Annotated in this window: 22 protein-coding genes and 1 pseudogene; 13 read left to right on the top strand and 10 right to left on the bottom strand. The window is 37.9% G+C overall.

Features of this window, described 5'->3' with window-relative positions; all coding sequences use genetic code 11:
• Nucleotides 1-55: 55 nt before the first annotated feature.
• The 8 genes and pseudogenes from ACH8E3_RS08885 (at nt 56) to ACH8E3_RS08850 (ending at nt 8,926) form a co-directional block, all read left to right on the top strand.
• Nucleotides 56-1,075 (top strand): LacI family DNA-binding transcriptional regulator, encoded by a 1,020-nt coding sequence (locus tag ACH8E3_RS08885; protein ID WP_458632280.1) that lies wholly within the window; start codon nt 56-58, stop codon nt 1,073-1,075.
• 111 nt (nt 1,076-1,186) lie between these two features.
• A complete protein-coding gene (locus tag ACH8E3_RS08880) occupies nt 1,187-2,152 on the top strand; it encodes an ABC transporter permease (RefSeq protein ID WP_458632270.1) in 966 nt (321 codons plus the stop codon).
• Nucleotides 2,153-2,166: 14 nt separating this feature from the next.
• The gene (locus ACH8E3_RS08875; RefSeq protein ID WP_458632269.1) at nt 2,167-3,054 is read left to right on the top strand and encodes a carbohydrate ABC transporter permease; all 888 of its coding nucleotides are present in this window, start codon (nt 2,167-2,169) and stop codon (nt 3,052-3,054) included.
• A gap of 48 nt (nt 3,055-3,102) precedes the next feature.
• Nucleotides 3,103-4,755, top strand: a complete 1,653-nt coding sequence (locus ACH8E3_RS08870; RefSeq protein WP_458632268.1) for a type 2 periplasmic-binding domain-containing protein — start codon at nt 3,103-3,105, stop codon at nt 4,753-4,755.
• A gap of 30 nt (nt 4,756-4,785) precedes the next feature.
• Nucleotides 4,786-6,126 carry a glycoside hydrolase family 30 protein gene (locus tag ACH8E3_RS08865; RefSeq protein WP_458632267.1) on the top strand — a complete coding sequence of 447 codons (1,341 nt, stop codon included), beginning with the start codon at nt 4,786-4,788 and terminating at the stop codon, nt 6,124-6,126.
• Between the two features lie 469 nt (nt 6,127-6,595).
• Nucleotides 6,596-7,247 (top strand): annotated as a pseudogene (locus ACH8E3_RS08860) (SDR family NAD(P)-dependent oxidoreductase).
• A 171-nt stretch (nt 7,248-7,418) separates the two neighbouring features.
• Nucleotides 7,419-7,976, top strand: coding sequence for an RNA polymerase sigma factor (locus ACH8E3_RS08855; protein ID WP_458632266.1), 558 nt, complete (start codon nt 7,419-7,421; stop codon nt 7,974-7,976).
• Entirely contained in the window at nt 7,973-8,926 is a 954-nt protein-coding gene (locus ACH8E3_RS08850) for a hypothetical protein (RefSeq protein WP_458632265.1), read from the top strand. Before ACH8E3_RS08855 ends, ACH8E3_RS08850 begins: the two co-directional genes overlap by 4 nt.
• 158 nt (nt 8,927-9,084) lie before the next feature.
• On the opposite strand, the gene ACH8E3_RS08845 is transcribed toward ACH8E3_RS08850, so the two are convergent.
• From ACH8E3_RS08845 to ACH8E3_RS08825, 5 genes are all read right to left on the bottom strand, one after another.
• Nucleotides 9,085-9,894, bottom strand: a complete 810-nt coding sequence (locus tag ACH8E3_RS08845) for an AAC(3) family N-acetyltransferase (protein ID WP_458632264.1) — start codon at nt 9,892-9,894, stop codon at nt 9,085-9,087.
• 290 nt (nt 9,895-10,184) lie between these two features.
• Entirely contained in the window at nt 10,185-11,069 is an 885-nt protein-coding gene (locus tag ACH8E3_RS08840; protein ID WP_458632263.1) for a hypothetical protein, read from the bottom strand.
• A gap of 74 nt (nt 11,070-11,143) precedes the next feature.
• Entirely contained in the window at nt 11,144-11,869 is a 726-nt protein-coding gene (locus tag ACH8E3_RS08835; protein ID WP_458632262.1) for a LytR/AlgR family response regulator transcription factor, read from the bottom strand.
• Nucleotides 11,870-12,426: 557 nt separating this feature from the next.
• Nucleotides 12,427-14,226, bottom strand: coding sequence for an ABC transporter ATP-binding protein/permease (locus ACH8E3_RS08830; protein WP_458632261.1), 1,800 nt, complete (start codon nt 14,224-14,226; stop codon nt 12,427-12,429).
• Entirely contained in the window at nt 14,226-16,169 is a 1,944-nt protein-coding gene (locus ACH8E3_RS08825) for an ABC transporter ATP-binding protein/permease (RefSeq protein ID WP_458632260.1), read from the bottom strand. The genes ACH8E3_RS08830 and ACH8E3_RS08825 overlap by 1 nt, the downstream gene beginning before the upstream one ends.
• A 185-nt stretch (nt 16,170-16,354) precedes the next feature.
• On the opposite strand from ACH8E3_RS08825, the gene ACH8E3_RS08820 reads away from it, so the two are divergent.
• A complete protein-coding gene (locus ACH8E3_RS08820; protein WP_458632259.1) occupies nt 16,355-17,044 on the top strand; it encodes a response regulator transcription factor in 690 nt (229 codons plus the stop codon).
• Nucleotides 17,037-18,224 carry a sensor histidine kinase gene (locus tag ACH8E3_RS08815; protein WP_458632258.1) on the top strand — a complete coding sequence of 396 codons (1,188 nt, stop codon included), beginning with the start codon at nt 17,037-17,039 and terminating at the stop codon, nt 18,222-18,224. Before ACH8E3_RS08820 ends, ACH8E3_RS08815 begins: the two co-directional genes overlap by 8 nt.
• Before the next feature lie 76 nt (nt 18,225-18,300).
• Here ACH8E3_RS08815 and gshAB read toward each other — a convergent pair whose 3' ends face one another.
• From gshAB to ACH8E3_RS08800, 3 genes are all read right to left on the bottom strand, one after another.
• The gene (gene gshAB / locus ACH8E3_RS08810) at nt 18,301-20,583 is read right to left on the bottom strand and encodes a bifunctional glutamate--cysteine ligase GshA/glutathione synthetase GshB (RefSeq protein ID WP_458632257.1); all 2,283 of its coding nucleotides are present in this window, start codon (nt 20,581-20,583) and stop codon (nt 18,301-18,303) included.
• 154 nt (nt 20,584-20,737) lie between these two features.
• Nucleotides 20,738-21,571, bottom strand: coding sequence for an S-formylglutathione hydrolase (fghA, locus tag ACH8E3_RS08805; RefSeq protein ID WP_458632256.1), 834 nt, complete (start codon nt 21,569-21,571; stop codon nt 20,738-20,740).
• A gap of 4 nt (nt 21,572-21,575) precedes the next feature.
• Nucleotides 21,576-22,694: an S-(hydroxymethyl)glutathione dehydrogenase/class III alcohol dehydrogenase gene (locus ACH8E3_RS08800; protein ID WP_458632255.1), complete on the bottom strand. Its 1,119-nt coding sequence runs from the start codon at nt 22,692-22,694 to the stop codon at nt 21,576-21,578.
• Between the two features lie 125 nt (nt 22,695-22,819).
• On the opposite strand from ACH8E3_RS08800, the gene ACH8E3_RS08795 reads away from it, so the two are divergent.
• Nucleotides 22,820-23,194, top strand: coding sequence for a winged helix-turn-helix transcriptional regulator (locus ACH8E3_RS08795; protein ID WP_458632254.1), 375 nt, complete (start codon nt 22,820-22,822; stop codon nt 23,192-23,194).
• A 235-nt stretch (nt 23,195-23,429) separates the two neighbouring features.
• Here the strand turns inward: ACH8E3_RS08795 and ACH8E3_RS08790 are convergent, their stop codons facing one another.
• Complete coding sequence (locus ACH8E3_RS08790; RefSeq protein ID WP_458632253.1) at nt 23,430-23,951, bottom strand: cupin domain-containing protein; 522 nt, start codon at nt 23,949-23,951, stop codon at nt 23,430-23,432.
• A 41-nt stretch (nt 23,952-23,992) separates the two neighbouring features.
• Nucleotides 23,993-25,183 carry a NupC/NupG family nucleoside CNT transporter gene (locus ACH8E3_RS08785; RefSeq protein ID WP_458632252.1) on the bottom strand — a complete coding sequence of 397 codons (1,191 nt, stop codon included), beginning with the start codon at nt 25,181-25,183 and terminating at the stop codon, nt 23,993-23,995.
• A gap of 264 nt (nt 25,184-25,447) precedes the next feature.
• Here ACH8E3_RS08785 and ACH8E3_RS08780 point away from each other — a divergent pair, with 264 nt between their 5' ends.
• Together ACH8E3_RS08780 and ACH8E3_RS08775 are read left to right on the top strand one after the other, a co-directional pair.
• Nucleotides 25,448-25,885 (top strand): NAD-dependent epimerase/dehydratase family protein, encoded by a 438-nt coding sequence (locus ACH8E3_RS08780; RefSeq protein WP_458632251.1) that lies wholly within the window; start codon nt 25,448-25,450, stop codon nt 25,883-25,885.
• Nucleotides 25,886-25,989: 104 nt separating this feature from the next.
• Nucleotides 25,990-26,200 (top strand): hypothetical protein (locus ACH8E3_RS08775; RefSeq protein WP_458632250.1); only part of this gene is annotated, 211 nt, incomplete at its 3' end.

Here is a 26,200-nt window from a genome sequence, read left to right as displayed (position 1 = left end):
AAATATATGATAATTTAGGCTTATAAAATCGTTTTTATTAAAAAGGAAGATCATCATAGGTAAAATAACGATTAAGGATGTGGCCAGAGAAGCTGGCGTTTCAATATCCACTGTTTCCAACGCTTTAAATGATGTAGATGTGTTGAATCCAATGACAAAGGCACATGTAATCAAGGTTGCTAAGCGGTTAAATTATGTACCTAATCTGAATGGTAAGCTTTTGAAATCTGGGAAGAGCAATATGCTAGGTTTCTTTACAACGAGTGTGAGTGGACCATATTTCTATGTGTTAGTTGAATCAATGGCTCGTGAGTGTGAACGTCTAGGATATGGCCTGAATGTGTTTGTTACTAAGGATAAACAAGTTATTTTAAGTAATATTCTAGGTCGTCGTGTGGATGGAGTCATTATATTTGAAGAGCTAAAGATTGATGAACAAGATATTGCAGCGATGGAGATAGACAAGATTAAGGCTGTGTTCCTGGATCGAGTTATTCACAACAAAACAATGGGAAGTGTCATCTTTGATTCCTATGTAGCTGGCTATGAAGCGACTAAATATTTAATCAGTCTAGGACATAAAAGAATTGCTTATATATCTGGTGTGGATACAATGTTTGATAGTGTTCAACGTAAAAGGGGATACTTAGCTGCTTTGTATGAGCATCAGTTGCAGGTGGATGAAGACTATATTTTACAAGGTTTTTTCGAAGAAGAAGGATCTTATAATGCCGTTAAATCTTTCCTGCACGCCTATCCTGCCAAAATACCGGATGCCTTTTTAGCTGGGAATGATGTGAGTGCGATCGGATGTATCAAAGCTCTAAAATCCGAAGGTTATCAAATCCCAGTGGATATTAGCGTCATGGGCTTCGATGATATTGATATTGCCCAATATTTCACACCACCTTTAACGACAGTGAGAAATCAGATTGCTAGACAAGGTATATTAGTCATTAATCATCTAGTTAATTTGATTGAGGAGAAGGAGCAAGGTAAGATTGAAAAATTACAAGGTGAAATTGTAGTTCGGGGCTCTAGTAATGTAAAGTCAAATCGGAATAATCGTATGTAAATGACCATGAATAACGGTTATTCTTGATATGATATAAAATGATTGTGTGAAAAGGGGATTTTTTTAGAATAAATAAAAACGTTTTTATTTAAAAGGGAGGAATGTAAGCGTATGAAGGACTCAGCATCTGCAAAGTTTACAGCTAAAGCACCGGTGGGACAAAGAATAAAGAATTTTGTGAGCGATTTCAAAAGTCAATGGGAGCTTCAATCCATGATAATACCGGGCATTATCTTTATGATTATATTTTCTTATCTTCCCATCTATGGGTTGACGATCGCCTTTAAGAACTACACGGTCATAGATACGTTGGATTCTGCTCCTTGGGTTGGTCTAGATAACTTTAGAATTATTTTATCTGATAAATACTTTTGGGATTCTGTAGTAAACACCTTGGGGATAAGCTTTTTGAAGTTAGGAATAGGATTTGTGATTCCAATCTTTCTTTCCGTTATGATTTACGAATTAAGTGCGGGTCGCTTCAAAAAAATTGTGCAAACTATTTCGTATCTACCACACTTTCTATCATGGATCGTTCTGGGCGGGATGTTAATTACTTGGTTCTCGACTTCAGGGTTGTTCAACGAGCTTTTAATGGGGCTTGGTATAATTAAACAGCCACAAAATATTTTGCTGGATGCAGGAAAGTATTGGTGGATTGCAACGTTATCTGATATTTGGAAAGAAGCTGGGTGGGGTACGATTCTATATTTAGCTATTATGGCAAAAATTGATCCTACATATTATGAGGCAGCTAAAATTGATGGTGCAAATCGTATTAAACAAATTTGGCATATTACAATTCCTATGATGAAAACTATTATTAGCTTAAATTTGATACTAACTGTAAGCGGTTTACTAGGATCGAATTTAGATCAAACTTTAGTGTTGATGAATTCTCAGAACCGAGCTAAGGCAGAAGTAATTAACTCCTATGTGTATCGCATGGGGATGACGCAAGGTGACTTTTCATATGCAACGGCAGTTGGTTTAGGAGTCTCTATCGTTTCTGTTATTCTGCTAGTTGTTACCAACAAGATAACCAGTAAATTAAATGATAATCAATCCGTTTTATAGAAGGAGGCAATTTTGTGAATCAAAAGGTAGTAAAACAAGATTTAGACAGTCGAATTTTTGATGTAGTTAATATAACTTTATTGTTTATTTTCACGATTATTATTGTTGTTCCGCTGTGGAACGTTGTTGTTTCATCCTTTAGTTCGGGCAAGTCACTTGCAGAAGGTGGGTTTATATTCTGGCCTAAGGAGTTCTCTTTAGAGAATTACCGTGCTGTTCTTAAAGATACAACGATGTTGCAGGCATTTGTGATTTCCGTTTCCAAGACAGTTATTGGAGTTGCAACGCATGTATTCTTCTGTGCCATGGTTGCTTATAGTTTAAGCAAAGGAAACTTACGTGGTCGTAAGCTCTATGTAACGATGGGGATTATCACTATGTTTTTCTCAGGCGGAATGATTCCAACGTATTTATTGATTAAATCACTGGGTCTATTAAACAGCTTCTGGGTTTATATTATTCCAGCTATGTTGAGCTTTTATGATGTTGTCATTTTAATGAATTTCTTTAGAAATGTACCTACTTCACTTGAAGAATCAGCTAAGATTGATGGCGCTGGTGATTGGCGTATTTTTCTGAGGATATTTGTACCTCTTTCCATGCCAGCTATGGCTACGATCGCATTATTTAATGGGGTTGGACAATGGAATGATTTCATGACAACTAAATTATATATCACCGATAAGTTTCTCTATCCTTTGCAGATGAAGCTATACGAAATTATCCTTCAGTCACAGACGCAATCTATGCAAAATATCGGAGGGTCTGTCGTTATCGAGACTACGACGAAAGGAGTCCAGCTGGCAACCATTGTAATTACGACATTACCAATTATTATAATATATCCTATTTTGCAAAAGTACTTTATTTCAGGTATGACGGTGGGTGCAGTTAAAGAATAAGTCTAATTTAATGTGTTAAAGTGTTTCAATTATAAGGAGGGGTATAGTATGTATACGAAGAACAAAGGGATTAGAAATAAGGGGATTCAACTATGTGTTGCTTTGATGGCTGTCGTTCTAATTGTTAGTGGTTGTGGGTCAAGCAGTAATACAAAGCGCACTGCTAAAAAGGAAAACTGGATATCCATTGAAGACCGCTACACGCTAGATAAAGAGACCCCCGCTTGGAAGCTGGACAAGAAAGAAGAAATGACAGAGCTAACCTGGTATGTGAACGCTGATTGGTGGAACACCGATTTCGGTAAAGATCTAGTGACAAAGAAAATTAAAGAAGATTTGAACATTAATATTAAATTTCTTACAGGTGACGATACGAAACTAAATACGTTCTTTGCCGGTGGAGATATGCCTGATCTAGTAACAATCTTTGATTCAAACTCTCCAGTTGTGCAAAAGGCTGACACTTGGGCGCTGCCATTAAATGATCTTGCAGAGAAGTATGATCCTTACTTCAATGAAGTTGCAGCTCAAGATACAGTCAATTGGTTCCAATTAAAAGATGGCAAGACCTATGGCTATCCTAACTACTCTAATACCCAAGCTGACTATGATAGTGGGGATATTCCAGCTAAAACAGCCTTTATTATTCGTCAAGATGTATATGAGGCGATTGGCAAACCAAGCATGGGAACGCCAGAAGAATTCAAAAGTGTCATGGGACAAATTAAAGAGAGATTTCCAGAACTTATTCCTTTTGGTTTTAACTCTATTGGAGAAGGTACAGGTTCATTAGGTGATGTCCTACAAGATTTCATTGGAGTACCGTTGGAAACAGCAGAGGGTGGATTCTATAATCGTAATTTAGATAAAGACTATCTAACATGGGTAAAAACTTTAAATGATGTCTATAGAAATTCAGCTATTAGCGATGATAGTTTCGCAGATGACGGCACAGCATTCGAAGAAAAGGTTAAAGCAGGAAAATACGCAACAATATTGTTAGATGGGACACCACAGCAAGGAGGAAATCTCCAAATCTATATGAGTGCAAATCCAGACAAGAAATACATTGCTATTGATGGGCCTCAAAGTACGGTGGGTAATCAACCTGTATTAAATCAATCAGGCATTACAGGATGGATGATTAGCTACATTACGAAAAACACCAAAGATCCTGCTAAGGCAATCCAAATTTTCACGTATCTATTAAGTGAAGAAGGACAAATGTTAATGAATTATGGGGTTGAAGGTGAGTCCTATCAAGCGATAGGAGATGGTAAGTATGAATTCTTACCTGATGTGAAAGACCTTCAATTAAACGATGCAGATAAATTTAAAAAGGACTACCGGATGGGTGAGTTTATGTTCTTTGGTCACGATCGCTATAAAGCTCTGAGTAATGACTCATTCCCAGAAGCTATCAGACAAATGCAAGAATGGGGACAAGGTAAGATGAAGCCACACTTTATTCTAGAGAACATTAATCCGGACTCAGGATCTCCAGAAGCGCGTGCGTTAAGCGCCATTAATATCAATTGGAACACGACGTTAGTAAGTTTGATTCGGTCTAAGGATGACCAAGAATTCGAAAACACGTTAGCTGACTATACATCATTCTTAGATCAGAATAATTGGGATAAGATAAATGAGATTCGTAATGAAAAAATGAAACTGAATAAGGAAAAGTTAGGAATAAAGTAATTTAAAGATAGAAACTTGGAGGGAAACCATATGCTAGAGCTAAGTATTTATCAATCCAATGGAGAAAATGAATTATTTGTAAACAAATCTCCACAACAGTTAAAACCTGCTTCTTCAAATGGCGCAATAACTACTGTGACAATTGATGACAATCAAATCTATCAGGAGATGGATGGCTTTGGGGCATCTTTTACCGATTCCTCTGCATACTTAATCCATCAAGTGTTGGATGAGGAACAGAGAATAGAATTATTGAAGCAATTATTTGATCCCCAAGCGGGAATTGGTCTATCTGTGTTAAGGAACCCAATGGGAGCATCAGATTATGCTCGAGAAATATATAGCTATGACGATGTACCTGTGAATGAGACTGATATGGAATTAAGCCATTTTTCGATTTCACATGATGAAGCGGATATTATTCCTCTTTTACAAGAGGCTGTGAGATTGAATCCTGAAATGAAGTTAATGGCTTCGCCTTGGAGTGCCCCAGGTTGGATGAAAACGAGTGGATCTATGATTGGTGGAGAGTTGAAAAGGGAATATTATCAAGTGTATGCGGACTACTTCGTTCGTTATATTCAAGCTTATGTAGCTCATGGGTTACCTACTTATGCTGTAACACCACAGAATGAAGCTCTATTTGTGCCACCTCATTATCCTGGCATGTTAATGCCAGCGGAGGCACAAAGTGATTTCATTAAAAATTATTTAAAACCGACTTTTGTGAAAAATAACATAGATACTAAAATTCTCTGCTATGATCACAACTGGGATCGTCCTGACTATCCATTATCCGTGCTGACAGAGGCGAATGAAGCCGTAGATGGAGTTGCATGGCACTGGTATGGTGGAAATCCAACAGCGCAAAGTGAGGTTCAAAAGGCTTTTCCAAATAAAGAAGTGCATTTCACGGAGGGATCAGGTGGGGAGTGGATTCCTGCCTTTGAACCGGCCTTCTCGAACGTAATGAGAACAGGCATTGAAATTCTTAGGAATAATAGTAAATCCTTTGTGTTGTGGAATATGGCGTTAGATGAGGATAATGGCCCTACTGTACCGGGATTTGGTCAAAGTACTTGTCGTGGGATTGTCACAGTCGAACAACAAACGAAGAAACTTACTTATACGTTAGATTATTATGCGTTAGCCCATTTCAGCAAATATATACGTCCAAAGGCTGTACGGATTGATTCCACTAGCAATGACTTAATTCGTTCAGTAGCTTATAAGAATACGGATGGGTCGACTGTTGTAGTTTTATTTAATGATAGTGAGCAGCCAGAGAATGTTGTGTTGAAACAGCACAATCTAGATATTCTAAGCTGTGAATTAGAGGCAAAGAGTGCTTTAACGATAGTAATGAAATAAAAGATCACTGATTCCCAGTGTAAGTCAGACAATAAATCTAATTCCACAGCCGTATGAGGTTGTGGAATTTTCGTGTTCGAGACCTCTCGACCAGAACTGGTAGCGAGGGAACGCTATGTTGGAGTTCGTGGGCCAAGATGAAAATAAATGGACAATACGGTCTGGAGATTGATTAGATAACCAGTTTGAGATTGCTGAGTGGAAAGCGACAATGACACATTCACTTGTTAGTAGATTATTCATTGAATGCCGAAATAACAAATTGGCTACTAATTCTTAACGAGGAGATTAAAGTCAGTGAAGTGCCAGATGAAGTATTGGAAGGTTTACAAAAGAGATGATACTTAACGATACAAAGAGTTCTCTGATATACCTTGATCAGTCAGTATAAACCTCGATATTATATGATCAAATTCCTTGTAGTATAATTTAAAGGTATTAAGTATTTAAAATAAAAGAAGTCCTTCAAATGGAACGTTTAGCAAATAAGGTAATCATCATTACAGGTGGAGCACGAGGTATGGGAGAATCCCATGTGCGCAAATGTGAAGTTCGTAAAACAAGATGTAACAAATGCAGCTGACTTGGATTTCGTTGTGGCAGAAACAGATAAGGCGTTTGGTCCTGTTAACGTGTTAGTGAACAATGCAGGTATTACGATGAGCAAATCGATTGCTGACATGTCAGAGGCAGATTATCGAAAAATAGTTAATATCAATCAGGTTTCTGTTTTCCTTGGAATAAAGGCAACGGCTCCTTGCATGGAGAAGACAGGAAATGGGTCAATCATAAATATCTCATCCATGAACGGACTAGTTGGTGGGGCAATTGGTTATACGGATATGAAATTCGCGGTTCGTGGAATGACCAAAGCAGCAGCTCTTCAATTAGCACCGCTTGGTATCCGAGTAAACTCGGTACATCCAGGTGTCATTGAAACAACAAGGGTTACACAAAGTGATGTGGCCAATTCAGTTAAGGAATTCTCTAAACATATTCCGCTTCGCAGATTAGCTAAATCTGAAGAGGTATCAAGTCTTGTACTATTCCTTGCATCTGACGAATCAAGTTATTCAACAGGTTCTGAATTTGTCATTGATGGTGGATTAACAGCAATGTAATTAACATAATATTTAGGCGTGAGTTACCCCTTATACGGGGGGGTTGTGTTTTCAAAAAAAATGATGGCTTAAGTGCAACCAATTCTAATAACTTTCTACTATATAGTTAAGAGTACAATAATTAAGCAGTTATATGGTGTAGGGACAAGATTTGCGGGAGGAGGAAATCGTATGGAAGACCAAGGAATAGTGCACCTATACTTACAGCGTTCGCAGCAAGCCCTTTTAGAGACTAAGAATAAATATGGGGCCTACTGCAAAGCTATTGCAAGAAACATACTTTCCAATAATTTAGATATTGAAGAGTGTGAGAACGATACATACTTGGCAGCGTGGCATGCAATACCGCCTAATATACCTAGGAAGCTCTCAGTATTTATAGGGAGGATTACACGTAATATTGCACTTGATAAATATGGTTATAATACAGCGAAAAGGCGTAATCGTGAGTTTGAAGTCATTCTAACTGAATTAGAAGGATGTTTAGCTTCCCCTACTACTGTAGAAACAGAATATGAATCAGGGGAGATCGCAAACATAATCAACCAATTTCTATATGGTATAGATGAGCAAGCAAGAGACCTATTTATTAGGAGGTATTGGTACTCAGATTCAATAGAGAATCTTTCTATGAGGTTTAATATGAGTAGTAGTAAAGTGAAATCCACATTATTTCGAACAAGAAACAAACTGAGAGATCATCTACACAAAGAGGGGGTTAATATATGAAACCAGAAGAGTTATATCGGGAGATCGGATTAATTGATGAAGACTTAATTGATGGCGCCGGGCATAGTGGAATAGAGAAAAGGAAAAAGGGCATTTCCAAAGGTTGGGCTGCTATGATTGCGTGTCTTATCCTATATAGTTCAACCTCTACAGCATTATTAGCAACAGAATATATCAAGAATCAAAATGCAGAACCTTATATACGTTATTTAACACCTGAAGGCATGGAGTTACAACCTGTTACTCCATATGATGCGCGGAAATTTCTACAGGCTTTAAAGAGTGATAATAATGAGTATGTATATATTGCTATTAACAGGCTAGTAGAAAGCTTTAATGATCAAAATTTGAGGCAAAAGGCTTTAAAAGAAATTCAGCCATTTTTGGAAAGTGACAATGAGAAAATCGCCGATGCGTCTACTTTCGCTATTGATATTTTGTCAAAAAAGTATGAGAGCCCTTATATTGTTAAGTTAGCAGACGGAAGTATGATATTTACTTTGTTTAACAATTATTCGGATTATGGAAGTCAAAATGTACTGTGGAGAATAAAAGACAATGTGCTTGAACCGTATTTAAGTCTTTCTACACCATCTATGTATATTACAAAGATCATTCCTTCACCAGATAAGAAGTTAGTTGCGATTGTAACATGCTCTAATAAAAGTGAATTCGTTGAAATAATTAATGTTGAAGAGAGGATGACAAGTCCAGAATTAGTAGAATCGGCAAGGGTCAAGCATGGTGCACAACAAGAATTAGATACATGGATTCGCACAGATCATGAGAATTATAGCTACGTAAATAATATCGTGTGGAGTGACAATGATACTTTAGAGTTTGAGGGTTCCCTTGCATACGAGGATACTGCGATTATAGAAAATGTTACTGTATCATATCAGTTTAGTAAAAAGATAATAGTAGTAAAGGAACTTAATGAGTCTAGATGAAATTTACCAAAATAAAATGATTATGATAATAAAGATCCATAAGAGCAGCATCAAGGGAGCCTGCAGGGGCAGGCTCCCTCGTAATTTTCACCTTTAGAGTGAACGTTAGTCACTCCATCTGTTTATCACCTTACAACATGCTAAGAAGATTAAAGCGATTAACGGGCCACCCTATTGTGTTCCATCCATGCCGTAGCCCAGTCTACCAAAGGTCGTTGTTCCAAGAAGCGAACATCGGCGTTACCTACCTTATGAATCTTGACGTTACACTCGTTATCGTATTTCTGTCCCAACGTAATAAAATCCTCGTCATTTACAGTTTGGGTCTTGTAAGTAACCCATTCGCGCTGGCCATTCATCATCATGGCGCTGCTTTCCTCAGAGAACTCCTTGTCAGGGAGATTCGCCCTAGTCTCCGCTAAGTGTAGTGACGTATTCTTGTCGTAGCCTACGCCAACCAAAAGTACATAACCATTCAGCTGGTACAGCTTATCTAACGGGGATCCTTCTCCAAAGATGTTGCTTAGATCATGATCTTCTGTGATGTATGATGCATGCTTGCCCACTGCCACTATAGAACGCGCAGGATGATCGGACCTCGTGGCTCCAGGCCACTTGCGAAACATCTCAGCTACGACGCCCATACCTATTGCTGGGGTAACCTCTTTATCATAAGCAGGCCAGTGTTGTCTAATGGTAGGCCACCACTCAGAGGGCTCCTCCCAGTGCACACCTGTAGAAGGGTCAAGGTTCTTCCAGGTTTGTGATGGCATGATCAAGGTTCCTTCTACCCCGACAATTTCAAGAAGTGCTCGAATAAACGTCTCGGCTCCACCTACAACGAACCCAATCTTGCTTAACGAAGTATGAACCATTAAGGTCTGTCCCTCCCTAAGTCCACATTCTTTGAACTTGTCGATAAGGTCTTCTTTGGTAAGGATAGCTCTTGTCTCCTTGGGACTCATCATTAAAATCTCCACCTTTCCATAGAAAATAAAGAGACAACCCCGCTACAAGTAGCGGGGTTGTCTCTAGCGATGCTAGCGAAGCAGTGCCCTTTAATTCAAGGTTTTCTATACTATACCAATCCTTTTTCTAAGTGACAATAGCGGTTCCAACTAAATGAATAAGACCGTTGATTGTAGCATGAAAGTACTAGCTTACAATGATCTATACAATAAGTTGTCTTCTTGACCTCGGTAGAATTGTATCATTTGAAAATGGTGTAGAACAATAATAAAGATACTCAGATGATAGATCAACCTCTTTTGAAGTATTTCTCTTTCAGTTCCGCGATTTTTGATTTCGTACATAGAAAGCCGCCGATGACCTTGCTGTCCATCTGCAGGATTTCGCGAACATCCATTTGCATCATCACGTCCTTGGTGTACGCTGATATTAGGGCCTGCGCCTGAGCAAGAGGGACGGATGTTTCAACAATACTGTGAATCGCAAGCAGCTTATTGTGGAATTCATGTTGCCTTGCCTGCACCTCAGAGACCAGTTCATCAATCACGGGAAGGTATTGCTCGATGGCGGAGAACCTATTTTCCTGACGTGTCCTTTTATTGTGTTCGTAAATGATCCAGATATTCATGCTGATCACAAGCGAGAATACAATAAGAACAAACCAAAGGTTCTCTAACACAAAGGTAGTCTCAAAGTTCGAATACACCGTGATTGCAAGCACGGCTAGAGAAGACTGGATTAACATCACTTTTGTGAATATCCCGCTATAATCAGCAAGAAAGGTGTTACCGCGTCTAATCACCAGTACATCATACAATACGATAGCGAAGATCAAGGTCAGGAAACGATGAAAATAGGAAAATGCGGTCATGCTGCTCTCGAGAAACAGTCCTACGCCAGCTATACTGAAGGTACGAAGCAGAATCCAGATCAGGAAACTTAGCAGCGTAACCACGACGACTTTCATATTGGAGATCGGACGAATGAATAAGCTGTTCAGAATGAGGACACACAGCAATAATACGAGCAGCATAACGGGATTATCAACAGGCAGTAAATCAAAGTTGTTCATTTCGAGACCAGCAATAATATTAGATTTACTTGTAAAGCGGAGTCGAAGTAATAAACATAGTCCATGGAACGCTATAAACCATTGGATGATACTTTTCTCCATCCGGATGGGATGACCTGTCAATGTATAACAGAGAAAAAGCATGATGAATGAGTCGAGTAAAACTTGAAAATAAATCATTCGCCACCTCTATTTAATAAGAGGTTCTTATATTTAGCTCCAATGGGGATGGACTGAGGTATGTTTGTCAATTCCACAAAACCTTTAGATTTGTCGATTTTCGTAATATAGGATGTATTGATGATATAGCTTTTATGACATTGGATAAAGGAAGGGTCATCCAGTAGTTCGGACATTTTGCGTAACGATAATCCTGAAATCCGATCAGACCTCACCTGGGCTCCATCCGTACTCAGATGGAGCTCCAGACTTTTGCCAAAAGACTCCACATAGAGTATTTGGTTCAGTTCGTATTCGAATATATGGCTCTTTTGCTCAATGCGCAACGTTTTCTTCTGCTCAAGAGAAAGATGCTGACTATAACGAATCGTCTCCTGGAGCACGCTTATAACCTCTTCCTTCGTAAAAGGCTTGATGAGAAAGCTATAGCATTTAATTTCCCGAAAAGCCGTTAGCTCCTCGTTGGCCAGCGCCGTTGCAAAGAAAATGGGCGTGTAGCTATATTGATCCATAGCGCGCAGTTGATGAGCCAGCTTGGTTCCTTTATAATCTGTTAATTGAATATCCAGTATGAATAGGTCTATGACTTCTTGTTGGGCAATGCTTAAGGCTTGTCCTGACTGTACGGCAGATATCACGCGGATAGAGCTGTCCACATCCTGAATACAGGCGAGCAGTAGTTGTGTAATGTGTGGGTCATCCTCAACGATTAGAATGTTCATGGGATCAGATCTTCCCTTCTCTCGCTATCAATACTTCTAATTATTTAGGTATTCATGAGTAGAAGCAAGTAGGGAAAGATTTGCACTGATTTTTTATGAGAGGGAGAAAGCCCAAAGGATACAGTAAATAAGTCCTGAAGAATGTTATGACTACTATAGAATAATTATGAATTAGCATACTAGCCTGGTGAAATACAAAATTTTACTGAAAATCAGATAATAATAGTTTAAGTTGTGAGAAGTGGAATGGCATATAAGAAACGGAGGCTTACCGATGTAATTAACCTTTCCTCACAGAATGAGATGGCTTCATCAAGTGAATCACACGCTTATGATTATTCTAATCCCAGATTGCACCTTGACTTTAGGGCGCTCAGTATGGCGGCAGTGGGACTTTTGTTCGGTTTGACTACGGCTCCCCCCCAAAAAATATGCCTATAGCTTTCTGACTGCGTTACGATAGGTACCCATGACTATAATTGTTCTTATTCTCTACGATGTACTTAGGCCGATATTCTAAATACCAGCTCTGGGCTTCCCCGTGAGCTGGTCATACATTACTTTCTCAAAGCTACAGCAGGCTCTGTACGGATTAATTTGTAGCTGGCTATGATGCTTATTAGAATGACAATAACGCCTGCGGAAAGTATGGATAGTAAGATTTGTAATGGGGTAATTATAATTGCTACATTAAAGATCATACTGATTACATAAGAACAGCCCACGAGGACAGCATTACAGATAGCGGACATGACCGATAATAGCAGATTTTCGCTGACAATCATTTTTTGAATGGTTCCTTTATTAAATCCTAGAGCGGACAGTAACCCTAATTCCTTGTATCTTGAATTTTGAAGTTTAATAAGTAGTATTGTACTGATAAACAAACCCATTGCCAGAATTAGAAAAGAAACGATCAAGAACAAGCTGCTAAGACTGTTGAACGTACTTTGTAAAGCGCCTACTTCTTTGGCTGAAGTCTTACTATCGATTTTTTTGTCAGCAAGCATTTGACTCACTGGAACAATATCTTCAAAGTCTGTTACATCGTAACTAATAGAATAGCCTTTTTCACTCACCAGATCATTATAAAGTTCCTGTTCAATATCCGAACTTACAAAAAAATCATCATAGCCTGCATTATAAATACCGCTTATCGCAAGCGTGTATTCATTGTCGCCATATTTTAGAATAAGTTCTTTACCAATCAAGTTATGAATATCACTTTCAAACTTTTTAGCAAGACTCGGACTAAGTGCCATCTCCATGTTACCTACTGTTGGCATAGTACCGTATGACATATTCTCCGTCGCCTTTGGCATGGGGTATTTTTCTGCCATCGTTTCGGTTTTATCACCCAACTTGATAGTGACATCCGCTAATTTGTATTGATAATAAACATTGTCGATACGCTCATCCGAACGCAGCATTTGATAAACAGTACCGTCATCTTCACCTTTGATATAACCGTTGTTAAAGGCGGTGTTTTTATCTTTAAAATCCGAAATAGACTTATCCATAATATTGCCTGAAGATAAAGACAATATAAATGCAAGAATACCGATGGAAATTGCCAGACTGACTGCAATATAGCGTGTGATATGAACATTGAAGTTCTTGAGACCTAGCTTGAAGGCAGGTAATTTGTTAGCCTTACTCAAGCTTAGTTTATGATCACCAGTGTAATGATCTGTTTGCGTGTCGATTTCTTCTGTAGTTATTTTTCCATTCTCGATATGAATGACATCATCTGCATAGCTACAAATATTTTGATCATGAGTAATCAGAATAACCAAGCGGTCTTGTGAAATATCCTTTAGAAGATTCATAATGTCATTGGAGTTGCTACGGTCTAATGCTCCTGTGGGCTCATCCGCTAAAATAATACGAGGATTAGAGATTAAAGCTCTTGCAATAGCAGCTCTTTGCTTTTGACCGCCCGAGAGATTTTCGATTTTTTCATTCGTTTTTTGGGATAATCCCATTTTATCTAACAGTTCTAAAGCGTTATTCCTATTTACCTCATCACTTGAAGTATTTAATTTACAAGCTAACAAAATATTGTCCAGTACGGTATATCCTCTTAGAAGATGGTAATTTTGAAAGATAAATCCGATATGCTCTCTACGATACGCACACAATTCTTCAGCGCTCATTTCGCTTATAGAAGTACCCCAAACTGTAATATCACCGCTGTATAGGCTGTCAAAGCCTGCTATCATGTTAAGTAGAGTGCTTTTTCCAGAGCCCGACGCACCTACAAGACAAATAAGTCCGTTGCTTGGAAAAGTATAGCTTGTATCATCAAAAACAAGTGAATTCTCATAGTTTTTTATAAGGTTATTTATCTGAATCATTATCGGTCACCTGTCTTCAAAGCTGTGCTTATATTGGTCTTTATAATGGTAATAATAGTTGTTAAGTAAGCCACTAAGGCCATTAAGGAAATTAACAGAACTCCCATAAACAACATCTTTGAATTAAGAATGCTGCTGTCGAACAGACCTATGGTAGCAAGATTGATAAGAGGTGATGTAACAAGCATTAACAGTATGGCTGTAAGGGTTCCTGTTATCATCTCTGTTAAGTTAAACAGACTCAAATGAGCATTACTAAAGCCGCTAACTTTATAAATTGCAAATTCCCTTTTTCTCATCAGACCTGTGATAAGGAAAATAGCAATGACCATAAAGACAGACAAAACGCCTATGATCACACTTGCAGAGCCTGACTGTTTCGTTGTTTGCTCATTTAATCTAACTAGATCCTCAACAAGTTCAAATCTGCCAAGAGGTACAATTCCTAGTTCGTTAAGCTCGCCTTTAATCGTAATCATATCAGCTGGCGTCTTTGCTCGAATAAGAAAGTTCATATTGTTATTTGTAATATTGGCTTGTCTTCTCAAGTCGTCAAGTGCGGTTTTGCTGAAGAAGAAGGAGTCATCAACGCTATAATTTTTCATGTTATCTTCATGTTGATAATACGCAGTAGTGTCTGCAACACCGACAATGGTTGCGGTAATAGCTGCAACTTTTAAAATAGGCTCACCGGTGTCCCAATTGTAAATAGAACTGCTAAAGTCAATTTCTGTCCCTATGGCTTGTTCATTTGACAATCCCAATGTCTTAACCAAATTTACTGGAATGACAACCTCGTTATCTGTGCCTGTGGGCATTGTTCCTGTTACCAGCTTATTGATTACAGGGGTATTACCTGTACTTTGTATGTTATATTCCTTGTCGTTAACAGTAACGATAATATCATTAAATGCTTGTAAAAAAGTAGAAAAATCAATACGTTCATCATCTACATATTTGTCATACAAACCACCAATATCTTGTGTTACATTAGCGTTCGGTTGTTCCTCTTCATGACTGCTTGATCCTGCTGCACTCATAAAACTACCTACGATGCTAATATCTTTAAGTCCATCACCATAAGTATCAATCAGTGTATCAAACTCACCTTGACTACTACCTCCGATTGCCCCACTTACAGTGGTAAGACATAATACTCCTGCAACCATTAGAGCAAGGGTTGATACTACAAACCGCCCAAATTTACTTTTAATATTCGATTTAGTGAGTTCAAAAGCATTTTTAATAGATAAGCGGTGATGTTGATCGTGTTTCAGGTTTTCTGTTTTTATTACAGTTTCTTCGGGTGCTACAATTAATTCACCCTTATCCAAGTGTATAATGTTAGATTTATCATCCATTAAATTGGTATCGTGGGTTACTACTATAACTGTCCTGTTTTTAGAAATAGCTTTCAGAATATCCATTGTTGTTTTTGCCGTTTTTTCATCTAGGGCACTTGTTGGCTCGTCAGCAATAATCACCTTTGGATTTTTTATAAGCTCTCTTGCGATGGCAACGCGTTGCTTCTGACCGCCCGAAAGATATTTCACCTTTTGATGTGCAAGATCAAAGATTTCGAGATCTTTTAAAATCATATTAGCGTACTTTAGATTTTTATTATTTTTTAAATACTGTGGTAACAAGACATTGTCTAAGACCGATAAGTCCTCGAGTAAATTGAAATCTTGCCAAACAAATCCGAATACATTGTTGTAATAATAGCTTTTTTCTTTGGAGGTTAATTCTTTAATGCTCTTACCGCAATAGTAAGCCTCGCCGTCAAAATCTTGCTCCATACCGCTGATAATTTTCAAAAGCGTTGATTTACCGCTGCCGGAAGCACCGACTATGAAACTTAGTCCTTTTCCAATGGTACAGGAAACATTATTCAAAGCGAATTCTCCGTTATACTGTTTGGATACATTTTTAATTTCAAACATTTATTTACTCTCCATTTGTTATGTTATTTTTTTGAAATATATATTTTGATGTTTCAAAACATAATGTAGACATCGTATAACAAATGATGTTAAATCCCTGTTAAGTGGTTTTCTTTGTTTGTGTCAAACGCTTAATATAGATTTAACCTATACTTAGGTACAATAGTAAAAGAGGTGATTTGCGTATGAGGATTCTTATTGTAGAGGACGAGCTTGATTTGCAAGAAGCGATCGCAGATGGGCTTAGAATAGATGGTTATGCCGTGGATACCTGTGACAACGGTGAAGCTGCTTACGAGCTTTTATATAACGTTAATTATGATTTAGTTGTACTTGATTTAAACCTTCCGATCATGGATGGACTTGAGGTCTTAGCTAAGATACGAGATGAAAAGCCTGAATTAAAGGTGCTTATTCTTAGTGCACGGAGTAATGTTCATGACAAAGTAACGGGTTTAGACATAGGTGCAAATGATTATTTGGCAAAACCATTTGATTTTGCCGAGTTGGAAGCAAGAATACGAAATTTGTTAAGACGAAGATTTGTGCAAGAGAGTAATATGCTTTTCTGCGGTGCAGTTAAAGTGGATTTATCAAAGCGTGTTGCAGTTGTTAATAACGATGAAATAGTACTTACCAAAAAAGAGTTTGCAATATTTGAATATTTCTTACTTAACAAGGATAGAGTGGTTAGCCAAGAAGAATTGATTGAACATGTTTGGGATCAGAATGCGGACAGCTTTAGTAATGCTATTCGGGTTCATGTTGCGACACTCCGTAAGAAATTGAAAGCTGTTTTAAACTATGACCCTATTGGAACCAAAATTGGCGAAGGCTACTTGTTGTCTGATAAGGCAGGTGATGATAATGCTTAAGAAAATGTCAATTCGACTGCGTCTTACTGTTATGACCGTTGCACTTTTAACTGTTTGTTGTGTAGGTCTTACCCTAATACTTAATTTATCTGCTGAGACAATGGCTACAAGGATTGATGCAACCTTGCTATTACCGGCACAAGAAGTCGGCGAAGATGGATGGGTTAATGAAATACCTTATTCACCAACAAGCAGCATAACCTTTCCCGTATCCTCTGATGATTCCCAAAAGGCAAGAATGGATTTTAGAATAGATAGTATTATTTATATGATTGTTGTTATTGTTGGTGGGGGATTCTTAACCTTCTATATTTCAGGAAAGGCATTAAAACCTCTTAATACGCTAAATGGTCAAGTGAAAAACATAAATGTGAATAATCTATCCGAAACATTATTTGTGCCGCCTACAAAGGATGAAATTGCAGAGCTTACGGTAACGTTTAATGAAATGACCGATAAGCTGGATAATGCCTTTATGATGCAAGGAAGATTCTCCGCAAGTGCCGCTCACGAACTTAGAACACCTCTTGCTGTGTTACAAACAAAGGTTGATGTATTTAAGAAGAAGAAGGATCATTCGAGCGAGGAATATGATGCTTTTATTTCTGTTATTGAAAAGCAAACAACACGCTTGAGGGCACTCGTCAGTAACCTGTTAGATATGACGAATATGAACGATACAGCAGGGCAAGACAGCATTTGCGTAAAGGATATTTTCAAAGATATTATTGCTGAGTTTTCTCACATAGCTAAAGACAAAAATGTTGCGCTGATCTTAGATTGTGATAATAGTATGGTTACTGGAAATACCGACTTATTGTATCGTGCATTTTACAACCTTGTTGAAAACGGAATTAAGTACAATGTTGACGGCGGCACGCTTGAGATTATTGTAAATAAATTAAGTGAGGAACAGGTCTCAATTATAATTAAAGATACAGGCATCGGTATTCCCGGAGAAAATAAACCCAATATATTTGAGCCGTTCTATCGTGTGGATAGATCGCGCTCCCGTCAAATAGGTGGAGCGGGTTTAGGGCTTTCCATTGTGGATAGCATTATCAAAAAGCATCAGGGTACGCTTGCTGTTACTGATAATGAAAATGGCGGAACTTGTTTTCATGTGATTTTAGAGTATGCCGGGCAACCAACGACACATCGTTACTTATCTGAGAAATAGTTAAAGGACACCTTTTAGGTGCCCTTTTGCGTTGATTCTAAACATTTCATCTAATAAACTTAAAATAGATCGATATTTACTTGATTGACCTAGTACCACTGTGTAATAGTTCTGGGAATAAATACTGTATGACATGCATAGTCAAACGTCGAGATTTTCCTTTGTATGGATAGATATGCATATACATAGATGGATTAAAGTTCGCTTCAATAATTCCGTAAGCCTTTTGATTAGTTGCAGGGACTTCTGTATCCTCAATAATCAAATCGATACCACTAATTTTAGCTCCAAGTGCAGATACCGCATCCACCGCTATTTTTTTATAATCATCAGAAATCTGATCTGTTACATCAATAGAATCTCCACCGGTACTAATATTAGAATTTTCACGTAGATATACGATTTCACCATTCTTTGGAATGGAATCCATTTGATATCCTTGTCCTTTAAGCATAAGATTCTCCAGTTCACCCAATTGTATACTTTCCAAAGGTGTTCTATGGTCACTTCCTCTTAACGGATCACGATTCTTTTGAATGACTAATTCTTCGATGGTATGTTTATCGTCACCTGTCACATTCGCAGGAACTCGTAATAGAACAGCATGAACTTGATCATTTAACACAAAAAAGCGATACTCTGTGCCAGGAAGGAACTCTTCTATTAATACAGAGGAATCTTCCTTAAATGCTAATCTAATAGCTTGTTGATAATCTTCGAAATTTGCGCCTTCTTTAAAGATAGATATTCCTAATCCATAGTTTGTTGTTTTTGGCTTCACAACAAATGGTTTAGTGGAGAATCTAGCATAGGAACTTAAAGCTTGTTCTATGTCATTAAATTCTTCACCCATCGGCACACGGAATCCATGTTGATGAAGAATCTTCTTTGTTACCGTTTTATTTTCCATAACTAAAGTGGATACATAGCTATCTTTGCTTGTCATATTACCGTTTTTCACATATTCAACATGATCTTTAAATTGAAGCTTCAAAAATTGATCTTGCCGGTCCAGAATTTCTATCTGGATTCCTTGTTGAATAGCATCAAACATTAAAATCTGAGTAGACAACTCCATATCAGTAAATCCTGTTAACTGATACGGCTTATCCCATGATTTCTTATAGTTTTGTCTAGCAATACTCGTAGCTACTTGAGCTTGACTGCTGTTCTCACTCTCTTTATAGATTCTTCCGGCTAAAGTCTTACTTGGATCACTTAACATGTCTCTCAGATGAACAAATAACGTATCCGAAATGGCCAAATCTAAGATTCCTACTAAATGTTCCATCTCATCAATAATGTTCTTAGCTTCTAATTCAAATTGTGTACGTTCTAAGGGATGCTCAAGAGCAACTGTATCATTATAGAAGTTACCCTTGTCCACCCACTCATCATGATGATTACCTTCGTCTTTCCATAGCAAATAAATTAAAAGAAGATGTAAAAATTCTGCTTGTTCATAGCTAATTCCATTCGTTTCAAAAGGATTCAAATCTATATTTCTCAATTCAACATAACTAACACCGTGTTCTTCTAAATCGGAAACATGATGTCCACCTCTTAAGCGGATAGATGCGTAAAATTCTTTTTCTTCAAATAAAAGCCCTTTTTTAACCATCGAGGAAAGGTCTGATATATAGTTCTGTATACTGCTATATGACACTTTAACATCAGCAGCGTTGGTATAACCATATTTACTGTTTCTAATACTTCTTACGGGCTCTTTCAAAGAAACCTCATCAAAGAAATTACCTTCACTACTAGGGGAAGCTCCATAAAAATAAGTTACTAACCAGCGATAGTGTAAATAGTTTCTTGTGATTTTTAGATAAATCTCTGTTTTGAAATGTCGATAATCTTTCATTTCCGATTGTAAGTTGAACAACGCTTGCATTAACTCATCACCGAATTCAAAGTTGAAATGAATACCACTGATCATTTGTTTGCGACGACCATAGGAATCGGATAAAGACTGCCGATATCGAATATTTTCACTATTATTCAATTTCGCAATTACAATATTTTCTTCTTTTTCAGGTAACTCTGGTGGCATGCTTAATGGCCACAGCATTTCATTAGCACCCATAGAAAGATAAGCAACATCATGGATAGCTGCTAAGTAATTAAAGAGTTCCTGTAGAGACTCCGTAACAGGTGTGATTAATTCCATCTGTGTTTCTGAGAAATCTCGCTGAATATATGGGTGTTGATCTCTTTTTGAAATACTATTAGGATGATCTGTATGAGCTAAATTGCCTGATAAGTCAACACGATGGCCCTCTTTTTCAATCCCATATCGCGCTTTGAATAAGTATGGTTTAACAAGGTCATGCACTAACATTTTTTGTATATACATAGAATCTATACCTCCTAAATAACTTGCTAGTGTGTACATCACTTCTTGTTGTAAATAATAAATTTTTAACACATCCATATAAACTAATGAACAATTTCTACATCTAGATACAGTGAGGATATTGTCCATTCCATAATTTATTGTAAAAGGATAATCATCTTAAGTGCTTTATATGGAAAGAAAAATGGTCATCTAAGAAAGTAGCAACAAAGAAATAGCTATGATCATAACCTTCAATTTTCTTGTAGTGTACAGCTTGATTATTTCCCCGAGCATTCTCTATGAAAGTAGTCTCTTCCAATTGTTCTGGATAAAATTGATCCTGATCTCCTTGCGTAATGAAAACAGGTGGCATATTAGCTTCTTTGACAAGTTCTGAAGCATCCCATTCTTTCCAAGAAGCCTTATCTTCACCTAAATAAGATGAGAAAGCTTTCATTCCCCATGGTACTTGACTAGGACTTAAAATCGGTGAAAAGGCAGAAATAGCTTTGAATCTTGAGGCATTCTTTATACCAATCACTAAAGCACCATGGCCTCCCATGGAGTGGCCCATGATACTTTCTCTTCCTGAGAAATGAGGCACTAAAGTGGATGCAATGCCTGTTAATTCATCTGTGATATACGTATACATTTTATAATGTTTGGCCCAAGGATCTTGTGTAGCATTTATATAGAAGCCTGCACCTTGTCCAAGGTCCCATGCCACAGCATCGGCAACATCCTCTCCACGAGGTGAAGTATCTGGAATGATGACGGCCACTTGATATTTTTCAGCCAATCTTTGAAACCCACTTTTTTGACTGAAATTCTCATCTGTACAAGTTAATCCGGATAGCCACCAAATAAGTGGGATTGGGTGGTTCTCTTTATTTGATGGAAGGTAAATACTAAATGTCATATCACATTGTAAGACTTCTGAATAATGGCTATACCTACATTGTTCTCCATCAAAGGAGCGTTGTTGATCAATGCGTTTAAGACTCATTATCTCACTCCCCATATGTTAGAATTGTACGGATTGACTCACCTTTATGAAGTAAATCAAATGCCTTATTGATATCCATAAAGTCTAAGTGGTGTGTAATAAACGAATCTAAATCAATTTTACCATTCATATAATCTTCAATCATTCCTGGCAATTCCGTTCTACCCTTAACTCCGCCAAAAGCTGATCCACGCCATACTCTGCCGGTTACTAATTGGAATGGACGAGTATGAATCTCTTTCCCTCCAGCGGCTACGCCGATAATAATACTTTCTCCCCAACCTTTATGACAACATTCAAGAGCAGATCTCATGACTTCGACATTCCCAATACACTCGAAGCTATAATCTACTCCTCCATCCGTCATTTCAACGATAACTTCTTGGATTGGTTTATCAAATTTAGATGGATTAATAAAATCAGTTGCGCCCATCTTCTTAGCTAATTCAAATTTATCATCATTCATATCAACCGCAATAATTCGGCTTGCTTTGGCTTGAGTCAACCCTTGGATTACAGCTAATCCAATTGCTCCCAATCCAAATACGGCTGCCACAGCACCTTCTTCTACTTTGGCTGTGTTATGAACAGCACCAATACCAGTAGTTACACCACATCCGAATAGACACACTTTATCAAGCGGTACGTTGTTGTCTTCAACTTTTACTAATGAGATTTCAGAAACTACTGTGTATTCGCTAAATGTACTTGTTCCCATGTAATGATAAATAGGCTCGCCATTATATGAAAAACGAGTCGTTCCATCAGGCATTAGCCCTTTCCCTTGCGTTTCTCTTATGGCACTACATAAGTTTGTTTTACCAGAACGACAGAATTTACACTCTCCGCATTCCGGTGTGTATAGCGGAATAACATGGTCTCCTGGTTTTACTGAGGTAACCCCATCACCTATGGAGACGACAACCCCAGCACCTTCATGACCTAATACAGCAGGAAATACGCCTTCTGGGTCATCACCTGATAATGTATAAGCATCTGTATGACAGACTGAAGTGTACAGAATCTTTACTAATACCTCTCCTGCTTTTGGATCTTCTACATCGATTTCTACTATTTTAAGTGGTTCTCCCGGTTTAAATGCAACGGCTGCTTTACTTTTCAAATAAAACCCTTCTTTCCTGTGTTGTATAACCTTTACTTTTCACATAATTACATATTATAATTCGAAGTACAATACTGACGTTTTTGTCACTATAAACATAATGATAATAAAAGGGATGAAATTATATGGTGATTCATTATAAAGAAAAGGATTTCTTTACTGGCAAGGATTTGGCTTTATCTGTTATTGGTGGACGTTGGAAAATAGCCATTATATGGTGTTTGCTCCAAGAGTCTCAATTAAGGTTAAGTGAAATACAAAAGAGACTTCCCGCTGTTAATCAACGCATGTTAATTAGACAATTAAGAGAATTAGAAGATGATCAGATCATTACAAGGTTCGTGTACCCTGTTGTACCTCCTAAAGTTGAGTATCAACTAAGTGAAATGGGTCGTCTCCTCGAACCTGTAGTAATATCCATCTGTGAATGGGGAGATAATTTTAGTGAATTTTTAGAAAAAAATGCTAATAGAACAGCTGGCGGAGATAATTTGAATTGATCATTTTGTTAATAATTTCACATCTCTTGTTGTCAAATTTTCAGGTGGCATCGCATATAGAAGTTCAATAATGGTAAATATACTGCGAGATATGTCCTATTGATCGGAAAAAAAGTATTGAATGGATAGAATCAATGATAAAAAAACACCTCTACGTTCAATGGGTAAGTAACTATTACCCATTATCAACGAAAGGTGTCTTTATTTATTTTTGTGGTAAGTGTATTCGGTAAGATTAAATAGGAATAATCTCATAAGCTAACTTCATAATGATATCTTTATGTTGAGGATAGGTAGCCAATAGTTCGGCCTGGGTAAACAACTCAAAGTCTCGGAATTCGAACCCAGGGGAGACCATACAACCCACTAATGAGAAGGTGTCCTTATCCATTACGGACGATCCAAAGATGGAGTTCTTGGGTACTCTTAATTGCGGAGACTCGCCTTTATCCAAATCTAACCCTAATTGATGTGCTGTATATTCGCCATTCTCATCAATAACATGGACGGTTAATGAACTTCCCGCGTGATAATACCATAATTCATCAGACTTCAAACGATGGAAATGAGAGATGTCATTAGAACCTAAGAGGAAATAGATACTCGTATAAAGCTTTCTTTTCTCTTCAAAATCCACGGTTAATTCCTGATCGGAGATTTGCTCGCTCGACTCCAATGTTCTTTTATAATACCCACCCTCTGGATGTGGATCTAATCCTAGCTTTGTTACATAGTACTGTGCATCATGTTTCTTCATAGCATTATGCCTCCCGAATGGTATGTTATATTTTTGAGAAATTACCAAACAAATAACCCAACAACCATAGCCGTTAAAGTAGAAACAAGAAGTCCACTTAACAATAACAACCATGTGTATTTGGCAATATATTTAGACTTCTGATCCCCGAATAATGCTTGCATGCTGCCAAGAATGATCCCGATGGTCGTAAAGTTACAGAAAGAAACTAGGAACGTCGTAATTACAGCCTCGGTATGCGGTGTTAAAGTAGAAAGAATCTCACTCAAATTGGACATGGCCACGAACTCATTTAGAACTATTTTCACGCCCATTAATTGACCCACCGTGAAGATCTGGGAAAAGTCCACACCCATGAAGAAACTGATTGGCGAAAAGATGACTCCAAAGATATTCTCCAACGTCAGCTGATCACTAAACAGTCCTAAGAAGGAGTTCCCAGCTGCAATCAGGGAGACAAATCCAATCATCATGACGGCAATAATGAGTGCTAGGTTACCACCAGTCATCATACTTCTTGAAATCATATCAAAGAAATTACCCTTTTCCGATTTCGTTGGTGAATATACAATATCCTCTTCTTTGGTCACAAGATAGGGGTTAATGATAGAAGTAATAATTAATGCACCGATGGCGTTCAACGGAATAGCCGTCAACACATAGGTGGCGTCCAGTATTTGCAGATATGCACCGAGCATCCCCGCACTAACACAAGACATACTAATCATCGCAACGGTTAACAGCCGTTTGTCATTCATTTTATTCAATTGATCGCGGGTTACCGCCAATGCTTCATTATTCCCTAGAAACATAACTTGTATAGCGTAAAAGCTCTCAAAACGGGGCATTCTCGTGATTTTGGAAAATACCCATCCAATCGCATTGATCAGGACTGGCAAGATGCCAAAGTACGATAGGATATCGAAGAATACCACGACAAATATGATCGGCATTAATACATTCATAAAGAAGGTAAAGGTTGAACCATCCAGAGGTGCGAAATCTCCGAATACGAAGTTGATGCCAGACATCGAACTATGTATTAACCATAAGAAGAAATCAGAAATCCATGTGATCACGTTACCGCCAATATCGGTGGATAACATAAACCAAGTTGTGACTAACTGTAAGACAAACAAGATGATGAGTGGCTTTACCGTCACTTGCCTTTTATTAAGCGATATAAGATAGCTTACACCTAATAAGACAATAATTCCAAGAACATTAATCATAAATCTCTCAGACAGGTCAACAATAAGCCCCACAGGCTATTATTCACTCTATAGAGTGAACAATATTCTATGGGGCTCAAATAAGTCAGAATTCCATGACATAAAAATCCAGTTTGTCACATGACAAAGTGATGACAACAGTAACTATCCAGTAATTCGCATTTTCTCTATAATACTAGAGTTAGCTTTTACAATCTAAAAGATAAAATTGACGAAAAAGGGAAGGTACTATGAACATATTGATTACAGGTGGAACAGGTTATATTGGGACGGTGGCAACAAAAGATAAATGATATGGATGCCGTAAATCATTTAGCAGCTTCACCAACGTGGGGAAAGAAGGTAACCAAGAAAGTAGCACTTTCTTATGCAGATGGGCATTTAGAATTAACGAAGCGCCTTTTTGAAGCGATTGATCCACAACGTTTGAAGCGTCTTATCTTTGTAGGTGGTACAAGCTATTTCGGAGATTCAGGCAATACCACCCTCCGAACAGAATCCTTCCAGGCTGATCCAAAGGGTTGGGGACCGTATATTGCGCCTTCCATTAAATATGCAAAAGAGAAGATTGCCGAAGGGTATCCTGCCTCGATTGTATTTCCTGCACAGATTTATGGACCTTCTTGGATGGAACAACTATTTCTACAGCCGTTACTCTTAACCGTATCATGCTTACTGGTACAGCAAAGAGTTAAGGTGTAGAACTCTGTCATTTCATCATTAATAAAGGAATAGTTTATATTCAGAAATCACCCTAATATATTCAATAATAAGGTCGCAAAACTTAACTACAATGGAGGAATACTATGTTTAGTTACACACGTTTAGCTTCTTGCATTCTCGCGTTTGTTATGCTCATACAACTTATGCTTGTTCCAACAGTATATGCAATTGCAACAGTTGCTGATGGCCCTACAGGCGTCGTAGCCAATCAGGCAGGTAACGGCAGTTATTTATCAGCACCGACGGTCACCCAAAGTTTCACGGTGAATGCTGTTGTGCCCGGAGTCCCTACGG

The sequence above is a fragment of the Paenibacillus sp. CMAA1364 genome, assembly GCF_054373195.1.
The sequence above is the reverse complement of the archived record's forward strand: the minus strand, read 5'-3'. Positions and strand labels throughout refer to the sequence as shown.